The organism is Brevundimonas sp. FV1ye28 (assembly GCF_058681135.1).
The window spans coordinates 2,776,232-2,791,917 of the sequence record NZ_CM178731.1 but is presented as its reverse complement, the minus strand read 5'-3'; the positions used below and the strand labels follow the sequence as shown (position 1 = coordinate 2,791,917).

21 protein-coding genes are annotated in these 15,686 nt (G+C 66.4%); 10 read left to right on the top strand and 11 right to left on the bottom strand.

What is annotated here, in order from left to right:
* Positions 1-20 precede the first annotated feature (20 nt).
* Complete coding sequence (gene rpsP / locus ACW171_RS13750; protein ID WP_492093915.1) at positions 21-605, top strand: 30S ribosomal protein S16; 585 nt, start codon at positions 21-23, stop codon at positions 603-605.
* A 168-nt stretch (positions 606-773) separates the two neighbouring features.
* Positions 774-1,307 carry a ribosome maturation factor RimM gene (gene rimM, locus ACW171_RS13745; protein ID WP_492096634.1) on the top strand — a complete coding sequence of 178 codons (534 nt, stop codon included), beginning with the start codon at positions 774-776 and terminating at the stop codon, positions 1,305-1,307.
* A 16-nt stretch (positions 1,308-1,323) separates the two neighbouring features.
* Here the strand turns inward: rimM and ACW171_RS13740 are convergent, their stop codons facing one another.
* Together ACW171_RS13740 and ACW171_RS13735 are read right to left on the bottom strand one after the other, a co-directional pair.
* Complete coding sequence (locus ACW171_RS13740) at positions 1,324-2,247, bottom strand: YHYH protein (RefSeq protein WP_492093914.1); 924 nt, start codon at positions 2,245-2,247, stop codon at positions 1,324-1,326.
* Positions 2,248-2,423: 176 nt separating this feature from the next.
* The gene (locus ACW171_RS13735) at positions 2,424-2,600 is read right to left on the bottom strand and encodes a YegP family protein (RefSeq protein WP_492093913.1); all 177 of its coding nucleotides are present in this window, start codon (positions 2,598-2,600) and stop codon (positions 2,424-2,426) included.
* Positions 2,601-2,768: 168 nt separating this feature from the next.
* Between ACW171_RS13735 and ACW171_RS13730 the strand changes: the two genes are divergently transcribed.
* Entirely contained in the window at positions 2,769-3,473 is a 705-nt protein-coding gene (locus ACW171_RS13730; protein ID WP_492093912.1) for a glutathione binding-like protein, read from the top strand.
* A 55-nt stretch (positions 3,474-3,528) separates the two neighbouring features.
* Positions 3,529-3,960, top strand: coding sequence for a pyridoxamine 5'-phosphate oxidase family protein (locus tag ACW171_RS13725; protein WP_492093911.1), 432 nt, complete (start codon positions 3,529-3,531; stop codon positions 3,958-3,960).
* Between the two features lie 271 nt (positions 3,961-4,231).
* Here ACW171_RS13725 and dnaA read toward each other — a convergent pair whose 3' ends face one another.
* From dnaA to mutM, 7 genes are all read right to left on the bottom strand, one after another.
* Positions 4,232-5,638 (bottom strand): chromosomal replication initiator protein DnaA, encoded by a 1,407-nt coding sequence (gene dnaA, locus ACW171_RS13720; RefSeq protein ID WP_492093910.1) that lies wholly within the window; start codon positions 5,636-5,638, stop codon positions 4,232-4,234.
* Positions 5,639-6,150: 512 nt separating this feature from the next.
* Entirely contained in the window at positions 6,151-6,420 is a 270-nt protein-coding gene (gene rpsT / locus ACW171_RS13715; protein WP_298159288.1) for a 30S ribosomal protein S20, read from the bottom strand.
* A 219-nt stretch (positions 6,421-6,639) separates the two neighbouring features.
* Positions 6,640-7,428 carry an enoyl-CoA hydratase-related protein gene (locus ACW171_RS13710; RefSeq protein ID WP_492093909.1) on the bottom strand — a complete coding sequence of 263 codons (789 nt, stop codon included), beginning with the start codon at positions 7,426-7,428 and terminating at the stop codon, positions 6,640-6,642.
* A 33-nt stretch (positions 7,429-7,461) separates the two neighbouring features.
* Positions 7,462-7,680 (bottom strand): helix-turn-helix transcriptional regulator, encoded by a 219-nt coding sequence (locus ACW171_RS13705; protein WP_298159282.1) that lies wholly within the window; start codon positions 7,678-7,680, stop codon positions 7,462-7,464.
* A complete protein-coding gene (locus ACW171_RS13700; protein WP_492093908.1) occupies positions 7,677-8,159 on the bottom strand; it encodes a hypothetical protein in 483 nt (160 codons plus the stop codon). Before ACW171_RS13700 ends, ACW171_RS13705 begins: the two co-directional genes overlap by 4 nt.
* A gap of 86 nt (positions 8,160-8,245) precedes the next feature.
* A complete protein-coding gene (locus ACW171_RS13695; protein WP_492093907.1) occupies positions 8,246-8,785 on the bottom strand; it encodes a DUF1697 domain-containing protein in 540 nt (179 codons plus the stop codon).
* A complete protein-coding gene (gene mutM / locus ACW171_RS13690; protein WP_492093906.1) occupies positions 8,782-9,645 on the bottom strand; it encodes a bifunctional DNA-formamidopyrimidine glycosylase/DNA-(apurinic or apyrimidinic site) lyase in 864 nt (287 codons plus the stop codon). Before mutM ends, ACW171_RS13695 begins: the two co-directional genes overlap by 4 nt.
* Positions 9,646-9,828: 183 nt before the next feature.
* Here mutM and ACW171_RS13685 point away from each other — a divergent pair, with 183 nt between their 5' ends.
* Genes ACW171_RS13685 through ACW171_RS13675 form a run of 3 tightly spaced genes read left to right on the top strand, consistent with a single transcriptional unit; the run spans position 9,829 to position 11,480 of the window.
* Positions 9,829-10,653 carry a phosphatase PAP2 family protein gene (locus ACW171_RS13685; protein ID WP_492093905.1) on the top strand — a complete coding sequence of 275 codons (825 nt, stop codon included), beginning with the start codon at positions 9,829-9,831 and terminating at the stop codon, positions 10,651-10,653.
* A 37-nt stretch (positions 10,654-10,690) separates the two neighbouring features.
* Complete coding sequence (locus ACW171_RS13680; RefSeq protein ID WP_492093904.1) at positions 10,691-10,969, top strand: hypothetical protein; 279 nt, start codon at positions 10,691-10,693, stop codon at positions 10,967-10,969.
* 55 nt (positions 10,970-11,024) lie between these two features.
* On the top strand, positions 11,025-11,480 hold the full coding sequence (locus ACW171_RS13675; RefSeq protein WP_492093903.1) for a COG3650 family protein: 456 nt from the start codon (positions 11,025-11,027) through the stop codon (positions 11,478-11,480).
* Here the strand turns inward: ACW171_RS13675 and ACW171_RS13670 are convergent.
* Positions 11,477-11,944: a hypothetical protein gene (locus ACW171_RS13670; protein ID WP_492093902.1), complete on the bottom strand. Its 468-nt coding sequence runs from the start codon at positions 11,942-11,944 to the stop codon at positions 11,477-11,479. The two genes, ACW171_RS13675 and ACW171_RS13670, sit on opposite strands and share 4 nt — an antisense overlap.
* 46 nt (positions 11,945-11,990) lie before the next feature.
* On the opposite strand from ACW171_RS13670, the gene ACW171_RS13665 reads away from it, so the two are divergent.
* From ACW171_RS13665 to ACW171_RS13655, 3 genes are all read left to right on the top strand, one after another.
* Positions 11,991-13,097: an acyltransferase family protein gene (locus ACW171_RS13665; protein WP_492093901.1), complete on the top strand. Its 1,107-nt coding sequence runs from the start codon at positions 11,991-11,993 to the stop codon at positions 13,095-13,097.
* A gap of 73 nt (positions 13,098-13,170) precedes the next feature.
* Positions 13,171-13,698, top strand: a complete 528-nt coding sequence (locus ACW171_RS13660; protein WP_492093900.1) for a CHAP domain-containing protein — start codon at positions 13,171-13,173, stop codon at positions 13,696-13,698.
* Positions 13,699-13,731: 33 nt separating this feature from the next.
* Positions 13,732-14,697: a magnesium transporter CorA family protein gene (locus tag ACW171_RS13655; RefSeq protein WP_492093899.1), complete on the top strand. Its 966-nt coding sequence runs from the start codon at positions 13,732-13,734 to the stop codon at positions 14,695-14,697.
* A 104-nt stretch (positions 14,698-14,801) separates the two neighbouring features.
* On the opposite strand, the gene ACW171_RS13650 is transcribed toward ACW171_RS13655, so the two are convergent.
* Positions 14,802-15,662 carry a lipid A-modifier LpxR family protein gene (locus ACW171_RS13650; protein ID WP_492093898.1) on the bottom strand — a complete coding sequence of 287 codons (861 nt, stop codon included), beginning with the start codon at positions 15,660-15,662 and terminating at the stop codon, positions 14,802-14,804.
* Positions 15,663-15,686: the final 24 nt, after the last annotated feature.

Sequence of the window (15,686 nt, the reverse complement as noted above, 5' to 3'; positions counted from 1 at the left end):
CTCGTAGAAAGAAGACCGAAATGCTGAAGATTCGTCTGGCCCGCGGCGGCGCCAAGAAGCGCCCCTACTACTACATCGTCGTTGCCGATTCCCACGCTCCCCGTGACGGCAAGTTCATCGAGCGCGTCGGCACCTACAACCCGATGCTCGCCAAGGACGGCGACAAGCCGCGCGTCACCCTGAAGGCCGACCGCATTTCGGAATGGCTCGCCAAGGGCGCCCAGCCGACCGACCGCGTCGCGCGCTTCATCTCGCAGAGCACCGACGAAGCCCTGACCGGCAAGGTCAAGTGGACCCAGTCGAACAACCCGAACAAGGGCGCCCCGGGCAAGAAGGCCCAGGAACGCACCGCCGAGCGCGCCCAGCGCGAAGCCGACCGCGCGGAAGCAGAGGCTGCAGCCAAGGTAGAAGCCGCCGAAGCCGCCGAGCGCGCCAAGCAGGAAGCTGCCGAAGCCGCAGAGGCCGCCAAGAACGCGCCTCCGGTCGAAGAAGCCCCGGCTGAAGACGCCGCTCCGGAAGCCGCTGCTGAAGACGCTCCTGCCGAAGAAGCCGCCGCTGAAGCCCCGGCTGCTGACGCCGGCGAAGAAGAGAAGACCGAGGCCTAAAACCTCACCGTGCACCTCGGCGAAAGCCGGGGTACAGATGACGAAGGGCAGTGTTCGACATCGAGCACTGCCCTTCTGCTATCCAGAGACCGTGCGCGGTTCTGGATCCCGGCCCTTGGCTATCCTCGGGCCGGCCGAGCCGGACCCGGGGCCGGGATGAACGGAGATTTGGTGATGGCAAACGATCAGAAACTCATCCTCGTAGGCCATGTCTCCGGCGGGTTCGGGGTCAAGGGCGAGGTGCGGATCACGGCCTATACGGCCGATCCGCTGGCGCTGACGACCTATGGACCCCTGCTGCGCGCCGACGGGTCGCACGGCCTGACCCTGACGCAGACGCGCGCGACCAAGGACGGGGTCGTCGGCCGGGCCAAGGAAATCGCCACCAAGGAAGAGGCCGACGCCCTCCGCAACCTGAAACTCTACGTCCCGCGCGACGCCTTCCCAGAGCCGCAGGAGGACGAGTTCTATCTCGCCGACCTGATCGGCGTGGAGGCCCGCGACGGCGAGGGCGTCGTGCTCGGCACGGTCAAGGCCGTCCAGAATTTCGGCGCCGACGACATGCTGGAGATCACCCCCGTCGCCGGCGGCCAGACCTGGTATCTGCCGTTCACGAAAGAGGCCGTGCCGGACCTGCACCTGTCGGATGGCTGGCTGCTCGCCTACCCCCCGCAGGAGACCGGCGAGCGCGAGCCGGACTGATCGATCGACGGGACGCTCAGCCGCCGGAACGCTGTCTGAGGCGTCTTGGGTTGTCGTTCTGGCGTGGTGCCTGCCCATCCCGGATCGACTGCTGCGTCTCCTCGGCGACCCGACCGGTGAAACAGCCCATCACATAGGGATATTCGCGGGTCAGGCGGTAGGCGTAGTCATAGGTTCGATCGCCCACGACTACCTGCTCCGCCCGTCCGTGGCAGTCGTCGAGATCGGCGTTGACCAGGGTGGCGCCGGTCGCATCGACCATGCCCATGATGGGATATCCGTCCAGAGCCCAACCCACGACCTCATTGCGCTCGGCCCCCGGAATGCAGGGCGAAGAGCTATGATAGTGATACTGGCCACGCCCTTGCGGGTGGCCGTCGCAAAGGTCCTGAATCTCGTGGGCGGCCGCATCCAGACCGGCGGCGTCCAGGGCATTGTAGAATGCGACCCCGGTCAGGGCGAAACCGATCATTCCCATCGGCAGGCACTGGGGCGAGGGCGCCCGCTGGGGCTGGGCAGGGATATTGAAGTCCAGCGTCTGAGCCACGATCCTATTCGGATTGGTGTCGTACTGATAGACTGGCTGATCGGGCGTGATGGGAAAGACGCCTGTCGGCTGTCCGACCGGCAGGCCGTTGCCCTGGGCACGCTGGCTCTGTTCTTGATCCGTCAGGCTGAATTCGGCCTCCGGCCACATCACCCGCCCTTCGACCCTGGGTTTCTCCAGAGGGTTCCAGGTCTCGCCATGAATCCAAGGCCCGTCATGACGCGCCCCGCCGGTCCTAAATTGGGTTTGACAGGCATAGACATGCCCGGCGACCGCTTTGTCGCTGAGCCTCCCATCTCCCAGGGGCAGGCTCTGCAGGCTTCGCTCGTGCGCTACACCCGTTCCGGGGGCAGCTATCAGAACCATGGCGGTAAGGCAGACGATACGCTTCATGACGAACTCCTGTTGTGGAATTCATTCAACGGCCAAGCGTTGCCGTTCCGTCGGGGTCGAAAGCCTTCGAAGCGAACGCATGCAAAGCAGGGGGCCGCCCATGCGCGAGCCCCCTTTACTCTAATGGCCCCATCGTCGCCTGAGTGAGAGAGGTAAAACTACGATCTTGAAACGAACTACTCGACGTCGACGGTCTCGGCGTCGCCGACGTGCTTCTTGATCGACTCGATCGCGCGCTTGGCGCCCGACTTGTCGGAGTAGCCCTCGGTCGAGAAGATGACTTCGGAATTGTATTTGAACCGGACGCGGAACTCGCCTGCCTTGTCCTTGTAGACTTCGAACTTGTGGGCCATCGGGCGCCTCCTCTTTGTTGACGGCCGATAAGGCCCCGCTTGAGCCCGGACGACAACCCGACAATGTCTGACGGCGTACACAGGCACGTGAAGCCGCCACGCCATGCCCCTTGCGGCGGACAGGCCGCGACCCGACATGCCGGCTAACAGCAACCGCGACGGTGTCCCATGGCCGACCTCTCCGCCTTCCCGATCACAAACCAGTACCCGGCCAAGGATCCCACGGTCCTGCAGTACTACGGCCTGCCCACGCCCAACGGGGTGAAGGCCTCGATCATGCTGGAAGAGATCGGCCTGCCCTATGAGGTCCACCTGGTGGACATCATGAAGAACGAGACCTGGACGCCCGACTATCTGTCGCTGAACCCCAACGGCAAGATCCCGGCGATCCTGGATCCCGACGGTCCGGGCGGGAAACCGATGGGACTGTGGGAATCCGGTGCCATCCTGGTCTACCTCGCCGACAAGACCGGCAAGCTGATCCCGGCCGATCCGGCCGCCCGTTACGAGACCCTGCAGTGGGTCTTCTGGCAGATGGGTGCCGTGGGTCCGATGTTCGGCCAGCTCGGCTTCTTCCACAAGTTCGCCGGCAAGGACTACGACGACAAGCGTCCGCGCGATCGCTACGCCGCCGAGGCCAAACGCCTGCTGGGGGTGCTCGAGGGCCGGCTGAATGACCGCGCCTTCATCATGGGCGACGACTTCACCATCGCCGACATCTCGCTGATCGGCTGGGTGAACAACCTCGTGACCTTCTACGGCGCGGGCGACCTGGTGGACTATGGGACGCTCAAGGCCGTGCCCGCCTGGGTCGAGCGGTGCCTGGCCCGTCCGGCGGTCGGGCGCGGACTGAATATCCCCGCGCGGTCCTGACGCGGGATCATACCGGCGGGTTGGGGGTTTGGTCGGGGCAACAAAGGATGCCCCGATGAAACTGATCCTCAAAGAGCTGTCGAAGAAGATGCGCAGCATCGACTTCACCATGCTGACGACCCGCACCGCCTCCGGTGCCCTGACGTCCCGGCCGATGAGCAACAACGGCGAGGTCGATTACGACGGCGAGAGCTGGTTCTTCACCACCGAGGACGCAGGCATGGTCACCGACATCGCTGCCGATCCGATCGTGGGTCTGACCCTGACCGGCGACAAGGGACTGCTGGGCAAGCCGGGCATCTTCATCGCCGTCGAGGCCACGGCCGAGCTGATCCGCGACAAGGCCGAGTTCCAGGCCCACTGGACCAAGGGTCTCGACCGCTGGTTCCCCCAAGGCGTCGAGACGCCCGGTCTGGTCCTGATCAAGGCCCACGCCAACCGGATCGCCTACTGGGACGGTGAGGACGAGGGCGAACTGACGCTCTAAGCGCCTGCACGGCTTTACACCCTTGCACCCCGGCGAAGGCCGGGGTCCAGATCACGGAAGAAGGCTGCCGGGATGGCGCATCCGGAGGTCCATCCAATGACGGTTTTCGCCGTCTGGACCCCGGCTTTCGCCGGGGTGCACGGTGAGAAATGAGACCGTCAACCAGCAGTGTCTGACTGCTAATCTGCGAACCCGTGAACTGCAAAATCTTCGGGCCGTGGACCGCCGAGACTGCCAACAGTGCCGGCCGAAGACGCAAAGGCCGCCGAAGTCAGCCCCGCAACTTGCGCGTCAGGGCCTCGACGTCGCGGGCGATCTGGTCGTCCTGGGGCATCAGCTCCTCGATCTTGCGCACGCCGTGCAGGACCGTGGTGTGGTCGCGCCCGCCGAAGCGACGGCCGATGTCGGGATAGGAGCGGGTCGTGTGCTGTTTGCACAGCCACATGGCGATCTGGCGCGGACGGGCCACGGCGCGGGTGCGGCGCTCCGACAAGAGGTCCGCCTGTTTCATGTTGAAATGCTCGGCCACCGTCTTCTGGATCTCGTCCACGGTGATGCGGCGCTCGGGGCCTCCGCGCAGGGCCGAGCCCAGCAGGGTCAGGGTCTCTTCGACGCCCAGGGACGACAGCCGCGATCCGGCTGCGGCGGCCAGGGTGTTCACGGCGCCTTCGAGCTCACGCACCGAACCGGGCGTGCGATCGACGACCTGTTCCAGGACCTCGCGCGATGCCTCGCCCGACACCACGCCCATCCTGGCGAAGGCGTTCAGGCGGTTCTGCGCCACCGCGATCTTCAGGGCGCGGTCGGCGGGCTCGACCGGGCAGGTCAGGCCGGCGGCCAGGTGACTGCGCAGGCGCGGCTCGACCTCGGTCAGGGCCATGGGCGGACGGTCGGCCGAGAGGACTATCCGTTTGCCGTCCTCGATCAGGGCCGTCAGCGTCGACAGCAGCTCTTCCTGGGTCGAGGCCTTGCCGCCCACGAACTGGACGTCGTCCAGCAGCAGCATGTCGGCGCTACGCAGGCTTTCCTTGAAGGCGGCGGTCGAGCGGTCCTGCATCGCCTTGACGAAGGTCGACAGGAACCGTTCGGCGGTCAGGTAGACGACCTTGGCGTCGGGGCGCAGGCGCTGCGCCTCCCAGGCGATGGCGTTCAGCAGGTGGGTCTTGCCGTAGCCATAGGGTCCGCAGAAGAAGATCGGGTTGAAGTGGCCGTCGGCCCACGACGCCGTCTGGCGGGCGATGGCCAGGGCGAAGGCGTTGCCCTGGCCCTCGACGAAGCTGTCGAAGGTCAGGCGTTCCTGCAGGCCCGCCGCGCGCACGGCGCGGGCGCCGTCGGTAACCGGTGGCACCGTCGGGGCGACGGAAGGCTCTCCGGGGGCCGCCGAGAGGGCCTGGAGGGTCACGGCGGACGCAGGCGGGGGCGAACCCACCTCGGCGCGGCAACGGACCTCCAGACGGCGCGACAGGCCGTCCAGGCCCAGCCACAGCTCGTTCAGACGACGCAGGGCGTTCTTGCGCACCCAGTCGCGCGCATAGCCGGTCGGGGTGACGAGGATCAGCTGGCCGGCGCTGTCGATCCGCACCGCCGACGGCGCGATATAGGAGCTGAACGGGCCATCGCCGATCTCCGCGCGAAGCTTCACCGAAGCCTCGTTCCAGATCCGGTCCGGGTCCGTCATGTTCGCCAACGCCAAGCCCCCCATCGTCCGTACAACCCGCCGTAAAAATTCATGCCACGCCGAAGCCGTCTGGCTCCGACCCATCGCCGGGTCGGCCTGTCGCGGGGTCGAGTTCTCCTGATCTCTGAAGCGGGGGCTTCAGAAATTGGGGTCGACCTCTCGGACAGACTTCTCCCGCCGGCGCAGGGGTTCGCCCCCGCTCCGTCTTCATCCGTGTGGGGATGGAAGTGCGTTAGAGGCCAAAACTTACGCCCGGCGCGGCCCCGGTCAACGCTGATTCGCGAGCCGATTCGCAGTTAAATTGTTTGACTCCGCTAAAGCCAAATCCCGCTTGAGAAAATGCCCGGTTCGCCTGTTCGGCGAACCCGAATTCCCGTGTGGAGACTTATCCGCACACGGCGAAACGGCGAGTAAGCTTGCGCCCACTCGCCGTTGAAATCACTGTATTTTCGCATGACGGATGCGTGAAACCCACCCGCGGCCGGCCTGTGTACGTAGTCGTACCTAGAGGCTTAGGCGGCCGACATTTTCTTCAGTTGGGCGTGCAGGCGAGACACCTTGCGCGAGCCCGTGTTCTTGTGAACGACGCCCTTGGTGACGGCGCGCATCAGCTCGGATTGCGCCTCCACGAAAGCGCCCTGAGCGGCGGCGGCGTCGCCACCCGTCACGGCTTCCTGGAACTTGCGCAGGAAGGTGCGAACGCGCGTGCGGCGCGACTTGTTCACTTCGGTACGCGCGGCGATCTTGCGGATCGCTTTCTTGGCGCCGGGATTGTTGGCCATCGTCAAACCTATCAACGGAAACGCCGCAGACACCCGTCCACGGCGCGGAAAATCTTCAAGAGCGGGCGGCTATAGCGGAACAGGGTCAGGGGGGCAAGTGGAGTCTGGGAAGGGAGGCAATAGGCAGTAGGCAGTAGGCATTAGAAGAAAAAAGCGAGCGCTCACGGCCGCCGCTGGCGCGCTCACCTCCCTATTGCCTACTGCCTACTGCCTACCGCCTCACTTCCCCTTGAACTCCGGCTTCCGCTTCTCGACGAAGGCCGCCATCCCCTCCTTCTGATCCTCGAAGGCGAACAGGGAGTGGAACAGGCGGCGTTCGAACTGGACGCCTTGCGTCAGGGTCGTCTCCAGGGCGGCGTTGACCATCTCCTTGTTGGCCATGACGGCCAGCGGGCTCTGGGAGGCGATCTTCGCGGCGATCTTGCGGACCTCGCCCAGCAGGGTGTCGTGCGGGAAGACGCGGGAGGCGAGGCCCGCGCGCTCGGCTTCGGCCGCGTCCATCATCCGGGCGGTCAGGACCATGTCCATGGCCTTGGACTTGCCGACCAGACGCGTCAGCCGCTGGGAGCCACCGATGCCGGGCGCGACGCCGAGGTTGATCTCGGGCTGGCCGAACTTCGCCTTGTCGGAAGCGATGATGAAGTCGCACAGCATGGCCAGCTCGCAGCCGCCGCCCAGGGCGAAACCATTTACGGCCGCGATGATGGGCTTGCGGAACCGGGTGATCCGGTCGTGGCCGAGGGCGAAATAGTTGCCCGTGTACATCTGGGCATAGGACTGGTCCGCCATTTCCTTGATGTCGGCGCCGGCGGCGAACGCCTTGTCGCCCGAGCCGGTCAGGATCAGGCAGCGGACGCCGTCATCGTGCTCGACCGCGTCCAGGAAGTCAGCGATGTCCTTGAACAGGGCCGAGTTCAGCGCGTTCAGCGCCTCCGGCCGGTTCAGGGTGACCACGGCGTATCCGTCGGCGTGGCGCTCGATCAGGATGTTGGCGTAGGCGTCGGACATGGGGCGCTCCTCTGTTCGCCCCGGTCTAGCGCTTCACCCCTCCCACTGGAACACCTCGGTGATCGCGACGCCGAAGACCGCGGCGATGCGGAAGGCGGCCTCCAGGCTGGGCGAGTATTTGCCCTGTTCCATGGCGACGATGGTCTGGCGCGTCATGCCGATCCGCGTGGCCAGGTCCGCCTGGGTCATCTCCCCGGCATGGAAGCGCAGCTCGCGGATGCGGTTCCGGATCGGCGGCGGCCCCTTGGTCACCGCAGGGCCCGCAGCAGGGCAAGGGTCAATCCGGCCCGGACCAACTCCGCCACGACGATACAGGCGACCATGATATTGGCCATGACCACCAGAACCCCGCCAGACGTCACATCCAGATGCGTGCCGAAGGTCGGGGCGGCCAGGGCGGTGAAATAGGCCGCGACGGACAGACTGATCACCAGAACGATCAGCAGCATAAGGGCGACGTGGCTGGCTTTCAGCGCGGCGTGGACCTCGCGCTCGTCGCGCATGCCGCGCTCGGCCTTGGGCGTCGTGAGGGTCGCGATGGCGGTCAGGGCGACCTCGATCACCGACACCACGAAGACGGCGCCGGCGAAGGCGACACCCATGATGATGGGAAACCTCGGATCGGACATGCCGCCGTCCATCACCCGAACGATGAGCTCGCGGAAATAGATGGCCCAGACCACGACAGTGGTCAGAACCGTGATCCACAGATGTTTCTCGCGAAACGACATCGAACAGCCTCCCACCGCGACAGGCGGCTGAGGAGATGTCACATGAAGCGGACACAATGTCCATTATTTTTTACATCAGGTCGAAGTTATAGGACACCAACTATCTCGCCGAGCTTCAACACCGTGTTCCAGTTCCGGCCGGTGCCCATGCCCAGCATCTTCGGCGTGGCCGTCTTGAAGATGCCGCTCTCGCCCTGGCCGTTGGGGAACCAGAAATAGAGGATGTTGTCGACGGCCTCGACCGCTTCGCCGCCGGCGGCCAGCGCGCGACAGGCGTCCAACGCTCCGGGCTTGATCCCGTCCTTCATGACCATGGCCACGACCTTCGACGGATGCGCGGCCGCCTCCTCCGGGAAGGGATTGGCGGTGATAAGCTTCGTCCACTGCGGCGGCGTGCGGGCCATCGCGGCGATCTTCACGTCGAAGCGACGCTCCATCTCCGTCTCGATCGCGGCTTCCAGCGCCGCCGTCGCCATCCCGGTCTCTACCACCAGATTGCCGCTGGCCTGAAGCGTGCGGGGATTGCCGAGCCCCATCTCGGCGGCCATCGCTCGCTGCTCGCCGACGGGCGCGCGGACGCCGCCGGTGTTCATGCCCCGGAACAGGATGATGCGTTGGTCGGTCATCGCTTCTGGCAACTCGGGCAATAGAAGGTGGAGCGTCCGCCCTGGACGATCCGCTTCACGACGCCGGTGCAGCCGTCGGCCAGGCAAGGCTTGCCCTCGCGGCCGTAGACGTCGAACCGGTGCTGGAAATAGCCTTGGCCGCCCTCGGCGTTGGCGAAGTCCTTCAACGTCGATCCGCCCGCCGCGATGGCGTCGTTGAGCACGTCGCGGATGACCGAGGTCAGGGTCTCGAGCCGGGGCCTTGTGAGTTTGCCCGCCGCGATCAACGGCGAGATGCGCGCGCGGTACAGGGCCTCGCAGACATAGATATTGCCCAGCCCCGCGACGATCCGCTGGTCGAGCAGCGACACCTTGATGTTCTGCGTCTTGCCGTCGAAGGCCTCGGCCAGATGGACGGCGGAAAAGCCATTGCCCAGAGGCTCCGGCCCCATGCCGATGAACCACGGATGGCTCTCGACCTGATCGGTGGAGATCAGACCCATGAATCCGAACCGGCGGGCGTCGGCGAAACCCACCCGTGTGGCGCGTCCATCGCGCAAGGCGCAGAAGCTCATGTGCTCGTGCTTGCCGGCGATCGGCGCCGGCTCCTCGAACTCGCCCAGCTGTTCGCCGTCCACGGTGAACCGGCCGGTCATGCCCAGGTGGGCGACCCAGGTCTCGCCGGTCGACAGGGCCGCCAGCAGATATTTCGCCCGCCGATCGATCCGCTCGACACTGGCGCCTTCCAGCCGTTCGACGAACCGGTCCGGGAAGGGAAAGCGCAGGTCCGGGCGGTTCTGACGCACCCGCGTCAGGCGGGCGCCGACCAGCACCGGCTCAAGGCCGCGTCGGACCGTCTCGACCTCGGGAAGTTCAGGCATGTCCGAGGTCTAGACGGTCCTCGCGACCGGGTGAAGTCGATCAAGCGTGGCCATAAGCGATGCGGCCACGGACGGCTCTACACGAACACGACGCCGGACAGACGCCGAACACCTATGTTTCCGTGACACGACCGCCTCACGATTCAGCCATCCAGACCCCTGCGGCTCGATTTGGGGGAATCGATGACGGATATTCAGGCAATCACCGGCCCAGGTCGCCGCGCGCGGCCTCTGGTCACCATCCACGGCCTGCGCCGGGGCGTGACCCGTGTCCGATTGACGCTCGCGGCGGGTCTGCGACTGCGCGAGCCGGTCGTCGTCGCCCTGATCGCCACGGTCGTCCTGTCCGCCTATTTCATCGCCCTGCCCGGGGTCGACCTGGCCATCAGCGCCCTGTTCCATTCGGACGCCGGCTTCGCCCTGTCGAGCGACCCGGCGCTCAGGGCCCTGCGTAAATCCTCCAGCTGGGTCATGGGACTGATGCTGCTCGGGCTGCTCGCGACCGTCGCGGGCGGCCTGCTCCGCGATCCGCGTCGATTGACGCTTCCAGCCCGCCGCGCCCTGGTCCTTATCGCCGGCCTCGCGCTCGCGTCCGGCGTGGTCGTCAACGGCGTGCTGAAGTCGATGTGGGGCCGCGCTCGCCCCATCCAGATCGAGACCTTCGGCGGCGACGCCGACTTCACCCGCGCCTGGCAGATGACGGACCAATGCCTGTCTAACTGCTCCTTCGTCTCGGGGGAGGGATCGTCCGCCGCCTGGATGGTCGCCGTCATCGTGCTGATGTGCCCGGCGGGCCTGCGGACCTGGGTCCTGCCGCTCGCGGTCGGATACGGGTGGGCCCTGTCGCTGAACCGGATCGCGTTCGGCGGTCACTTCCTGTCGGACATACTGCTGTCCTGGGCCTTGACCGCCTTGGTGGTCGCGGGCCTGCACAGGCTGCTCCTGACCTGCCCCCGGATGGCCCGACAGACCCGCCGGGCGCGGCGCCGGATCGCAGTCTCAGCCTGACCGCGCACCGGAGGCTCTTTCCGTGGTATCAAGGGCCATGACCGATTTCCGTCGTCAGATCCTGCGCGTCCTCCTGGCGCTCGCCGTATCGGCCTGCGCAACCTGGGGGCTGGGCCTGTTCTGGGTCGCCATCGGCGGTGGCGACCTGCCGCTGCACGGCTGGATCGCCATGGCTCTGGGCGTCGCGGGAACCGTGGGCCTGACCTGGGGGCTCATGGCCCTGGCGTTCAAGTCGCATCGCGAGGGCTGGGACGACGGGGTCGACAACACCCTGGATCCTGGGCGTGAGCCCGGCGAGGACCGCGACGCATATTGAACAGCGGCCCCGCCCCCGGCATGGTCCGCCTGACCCTCGTCCCGGAGCCGATCCGATGCGCCTGCCTGTTCTCGCACCATCCTTTTTCGCCCTGGCCCTGCTTGGCCTCGCCGCCTGTTCCAACGCGAACGAGCCTGCGCCGGCCGAGGCCCCTGCGCCCGCCCCGCCCTCTCTCCTCGCCGGGGTCGACCTGAACCAGCCGGTTCGCGCCATCGGCACCGAACCCTTCTGGGGCGTCGAGATCTCGCCCGAGACCCTGGCCTATACCGCCGTCGATCATCCCGGCGTGACCGCGACCAACCCCGGCCCGACGATCCAGGGGACCACGGCCGTCTACGCCGCCGCCGGCGCGGATGGCACGACCCTGGTCGTCACCCTGATCGCCACGGAGTGCTCGGACGGGATGAGCGACCGGATCTATCCCCTGACCGCGCGCGTCGAGCTGGGCTCGCAGACCCTGAACGGCTGCGCGGCCTCGGTGGCGTTCCTGGAGAGCCAGCCGGCGCCTTAGCCGTCCCCGAGCAGTGGCCCGACGCCCGGCACGCTCTTGACCGCCTCGCCCAGCAGGTCCCGACCCGTCGCCGCCCGGACCCGCTCGCGCGCGGCGGGCAGCAGACGTTTGAGGGCCGCCTTGTCCACGCCGTCGTGCTTGAGCCGTTCCAGCAGCCCCATGGCCTCCGCCACCGCCGCGCCCGATACGCCACCCGCCGACGCCATGAGGCCGCCGAACAGGCCGCGTTTCGGGCGCTCGGCCGCCTTGGAGTGAGCAGCGGCCTCGGCTCCGGGCACGGCGGCATAGAGGGCGGCCAGCGGTTCACGGGCGGCGTGACGGTCCAGCAGGCCGAGCGCCCCGGTCAGGGCGACCTGTCCCTGCGCCTCCGTCAGGTCCGCGGAAGCGGCGGCCGAGGCGGCGACATCGTCGAAGGTCAGGCCTTGATGGAGGGGGGCGGGTTCGGTCACGTCGAAATCTTTCATGGCTCACTTAACGGTTCTGGAACCGCGTCGGCTGCATATGGGGTGAATGACCCAGTTGGAAACGCCGCAGGACCTGCGACCGCTCACCGCGCTGCGCTTCGGCGCCGCCATCTGGGTGGCTCTGTTCGCCTTCTGGCCGGATCTGGACGTGAGCTGGATGCCAAACCTGGTGGCCAAGGGCTATCTTGGGGTCGAGTTGTTCTTCGTCCTCTCGGGCTTCATCCTCTGCCACGTCTATCTGGCGGCGCACGGCGAGAAGCGGTTCAGCTACGGCTCCTTCCTGTGGGCGCGGATCGCGCGGGTCTATCCGCTGCATATCGCCACCCTGGTCGGCGTCGGCGTTCTGGCCTTCGGCGCGGTCGCCGCCGGGATGAACGTCAACGGCAACATCCTCAGCTGGTCGTCCCTGCCGGCCAATATCCTGATGGTCCACGCCTGGGGCTTCGCGCCTGTGGCCGGGTGGAACCATCCGTCCTGGTCTATTTCGGCGGAGTGGTTCGCCTACCTCTCGTTCCCCGTCTTCGCCTTCGGTGCCTGGCGTCTGCGCGAGCGGCCGATCGCGGCCGTCATCGGCGCGGTGGTCTTCCTCGTGGGTTTGTACATCGTCTTCCAGATGCTGGCCGGCTTCCCCTTGACCCAGGCCACCATCGCCTGGGGCGCCCTGCGGATCGTCCCCTGTTTCGCGCTGGGCTGTGCGCTGTATCTGATGCATCGCAAGATCACCCTGCCCCGTCCGGGCCTCTTGGCGGGCAGCGTTGCCGTCGCCATCGCGGTCGCCGGTTCGCTGCAGGCGCCCGATGCCGTCATCGTCCCCCTGTGCGGTGCCCTGATCCTGGCCCTGGCCTCGCTTCCGAACGCGCGCGCCGGCTGGCTGGCGTCAAAGCCGGCCGTCTATCTCGGCGAGATCAGCTACTCGGTCTATATGGTCGTGGTGCCTTGGAAACTGCTGGCCGTGAACGCCGCGTCCAGGCTCACGGGGGGCGGCGACAAGCTTCAACTCTTCGTGTGGCTGGCCGTCTTCCTGATGCTGCCGGTGGTCGCGGCGGTCAGCTATCACTTGGTGGAATTCCCCGCCCGGCGGGCGCTTCGCGGCATTGCACAACGTCGCGCCGATCGTGCGAAAGCGCGCACAGGCGATCCTCAACTCGCCTGAAAAGGGGCTTTTACCCCGCGTTCACTATCGTCTAGGGATAGTGCCGGGCGTAACAGTCGGAAACATTTGCAACATGACGAAACGGATCACCGCCGCGCTGGTTGCCGCTTGCCTGGGCTTTTTCGCCCTGTCGCCCGCCCCCGCCAAAGCCGACGATCCGTACTGGCAGTGCGTAACCTTCGCCCGCATGTTCTCGGGCATCAATATCTTCGGCGACGCCTGGACCTGGTGGAATCAGGCTGTTGACCGCTTCCGCACCGGCCGCGCGCCCGAGACGGGCTCGGTCCTGGTCTTCCGCCCCGAAGGCCGCATGAGCCGTGGCCATGTTGCCGTCGTCTCCGACATCCTGACCGACCGCGTGATCCGCGTGACCCACGCCAACTGGGGCGGCAGCCGTGGCCGCGTCGAGGAAAACGTCACCGTCGTCGACGTCTCGGGCCAGAATGACTGGTCCCAGGTCAAGGTCTGGTACAACCCGATCCGCGACCTCGGCTCGACCGTCTATCCGACCTACGGCTTCATCTATAACGGCGCCCGCGACGCCTATTCCGCGGGTCGTCAGGTCGCCGCCAACACCACGACCGCTCCGGCGCAAAACTAGGCCCTGGCCAACCCCGACAATCGAGCGTCCCGAATGATCCGCCTCTATCGTTCGGGCCGGCCCACCTGCGAGGCGGTCGAGATCGACGTCATCGGCGGCTGGGAAATGCCGTCCGACACCCTGTGGATCGACATGATCGAACCCAGCCACGGCGAGGACCGCGCGGTCGAGAAGGCGCTCGGCATCTCCATCCCCACACGGGCCGAAATGAGCGAACTGGAGGCCTCCAGCCGCCTCTATCGCGAGGGCGGGGCCACCTATGTCACCGCCGACATCCTGCATCGGGGCGACGACGATCTGCCGGGAATCGATCCGGTCACCTTCGTCCTGACCCAGGGGCCGATGGTAACGATCCGCTATTTCGACCCGCGCCCCTTCACCCTGTTCACAGACAAGCTCGAGCGCGAGCCGGCCCTGTGCAACACCGGGGCCGACATGTTCCTGAACCTGATGGAGGCGATCATCGACCGCGCCTCCGACGTCCTGTCGGGCCTGGCGGCGAAGGTCGAGGGCGTCGGGACCCACGTCTTCACGGAAGGCAAGACGGTCGGGTTCAAACACCTGGTGACCAAGCTGGGCCGCGCCCACATGGCCAATGCCCGCATCGAACAGAGCCTGGCCGGCCTGGCGCGCGTCTTCGCCTTCGTCGCCGTCGACGACTGGTTCGAACACACCGAAGAGCCGCGCGAACACCTGCGCTCGCTCAGCCGCGACGCCGCCAGCCTGATCTCGCACAACCAGTCGATCGCGGCGGGGATCAATTTCCAGCTCTCGGCTGCGCTCGGCCTGATCAACATCGAGCAGTCCTCGATCTTCAAGATGTTCTCGATCTTCACGGCGGTGTTGATGCCGCCGACCCTGATCGGGGCGATCTACGGCATGAATTTCGAGCACATGCCCGAACTGCGCTGGATGGAGGGCTATCCGATGGCGCTCGGCCTGATGGTGATCTCGGCCGTCGCGCCCTTGGTCTATTTCAAGCGCCGGGGCTGGATCTGAAGGCAAGGCAGTAGGCAGTAGGCAGTAGGCAGTAGAAGGGGCATCGTGGCGGCGAACAGCGGTTTTTCCCTACTGCCTACTGCCTAAGCTCTACTGCCTCTCTCCTACCATTCCGGCTTGATCGACAGCTGGAAGGCCACCAGGCCTTCGGACACGTCGTTGTCGATGCCATGGCCGGTCATGCCCTCGGCCTCGATCTCGCGATAGACGAGGCCGAACGAGCCCTGCATGTCGCCCTTGCGCAGGGCCACGCCGATCGAGGCGTCGCCGAGGAAGGATCCGCTGTCGCGGCTGTAGCCGGAGCTGGCGTATTGGCCGTCGCGGTTGCGCGCGAAATTATAGCCGACGGCCGTGCCCGATCCGGCGGCGTAGATGTACCAGCGGGCCCGCTCGCCGAATGCAGCTGCGCCTTCCGGCAGGATTCGGTCCGCGCTCGAGCCGATCTTCAGGGTCGCACCGGCCTCGGCCGTGCCGCCCCGGTCGCCCGCGCCGATGCCGACGTGCGGCGTCAGGGTGACTTCCAGACCCGAGGCCGTATAGCCGCGCGCCGTCGTCCAGCCGCGCGTGTAGCTGACCTCATAGCCTTCGGCATCGAACACGGCCTGATCCATGGGCGTCAGCGGCACGGGCGAACCGTCCGCGCGACGCAGTTCGCCCCGCGCGCGGAGCCTCAGCCGGTCGCTGTAACCCTCAGCCTCATGCCAGACGTCGCGGGTTGTTGTAGCGGCGAAAGGGCTACGCTCCGCGACCGGCGTGTAGTCGCCGGCGAACTCGACGACGGGGCCGAAATCGCGGCTCGAGGCGACGTTGAAACCGGCCTGGCCGTTCAGTCTGGCGGTGATGCTGGAGGCGGTCTCCTGCTGGGTCTCTGACCAGTTCTGGTTCACCCATGTCTGTGCGCCCACCGGAACGGCCGTGGCCGTCAGTGCGATTACGCTCAGAACAAGATGCCTCAGATAGATCAACGGTCCCCTCACAGTCCGTTAACA

Excerpts from the sequence above, each read along its gene's own strand:
- rpsP (WP_492093915.1), top strand. The coding sequence starts at position 21 with ATGCTGAAGATTCGTCTGGCCCGCGGCGGCGCCAAGAAGCGCCCCTAC.
- ACW171_RS13740 (WP_492093914.1), bottom strand. The coding sequence starts at position 2,247 with ATGAAGCGTATCGTCTGCCTTACCGCCATGGTTCTGATAGCTGCCCCC.
- ACW171_RS13735 (WP_492093913.1), bottom strand. The coding sequence starts at position 2,600 with ATGGCCCACAAGTTCGAAGTCTACAAGGACAAGGCAGGCGAGTTCCGC.
- ACW171_RS13730 (WP_492093912.1), top strand. The coding sequence starts at position 2,769 with ATGGCCGACCTCTCCGCCTTCCCGATCACAAACCAGTACCCGGCCAAG.
- ACW171_RS13725 (WP_492093911.1), top strand. The coding sequence starts at position 3,529 with ATGAAACTGATCCTCAAAGAGCTGTCGAAGAAGATGCGCAGCATCGAC.
- dnaA (WP_492093910.1), bottom strand. The coding sequence starts at position 5,638 with ATGACGGACCCGGACCGGATCTGGAACGAGGCTTCGGTGAAGCTTCGC.
- rpsT (WP_298159288.1), bottom strand. The coding sequence starts at position 6,420 with ATGGCCAACAATCCCGGCGCCAAGAAAGCGATCCGCAAGATCGCCGCG.
- ACW171_RS13710 (WP_492093909.1), bottom strand. The coding sequence starts at position 7,428 with ATGTCCGACGCCTACGCCAACATCCTGATCGAGCGCCACGCCGACGGA.
- ACW171_RS13700 (WP_492093908.1), bottom strand. The coding sequence starts at position 8,159 with ATGTCGTTTCGCGAGAAACATCTGTGGATCACGGTTCTGACCACTGTC.
- ACW171_RS13695 (WP_492093907.1), bottom strand. The coding sequence starts at position 8,785 with ATGACCGACCAACGCATCATCCTGTTCCGGGGCATGAACACCGGCGGC.
- mutM (WP_492093906.1), bottom strand. The coding sequence starts at position 9,645 with ATGCCTGAACTTCCCGAGGTCGAGACGGTCCGACGCGGCCTTGAGCCG.
- ACW171_RS13685 (WP_492093905.1), top strand. The coding sequence starts at position 9,829 with ATGACGGATATTCAGGCAATCACCGGCCCAGGTCGCCGCGCGCGGCCT.
- ACW171_RS13680 (WP_492093904.1), top strand. The coding sequence starts at position 10,691 with ATGACCGATTTCCGTCGTCAGATCCTGCGCGTCCTCCTGGCGCTCGCC.
- ACW171_RS13675 (WP_492093903.1), top strand. The coding sequence starts at position 11,025 with ATGCGCCTGCCTGTTCTCGCACCATCCTTTTTCGCCCTGGCCCTGCTT.
- ACW171_RS13670 (WP_492093902.1), bottom strand. The coding sequence starts at position 11,944 with ATGAAAGATTTCGACGTGACCGAACCCGCCCCCCTCCATCAAGGCCTG.
- ACW171_RS13665 (WP_492093901.1), top strand. The coding sequence starts at position 11,991 with ATGACCCAGTTGGAAACGCCGCAGGACCTGCGACCGCTCACCGCGCTG.
- ACW171_RS13660 (WP_492093900.1), top strand. The coding sequence starts at position 13,171 with ATGACGAAACGGATCACCGCCGCGCTGGTTGCCGCTTGCCTGGGCTTT.
- ACW171_RS13655 (WP_492093899.1), top strand. The coding sequence starts at position 13,732 with ATGATCCGCCTCTATCGTTCGGGCCGGCCCACCTGCGAGGCGGTCGAG.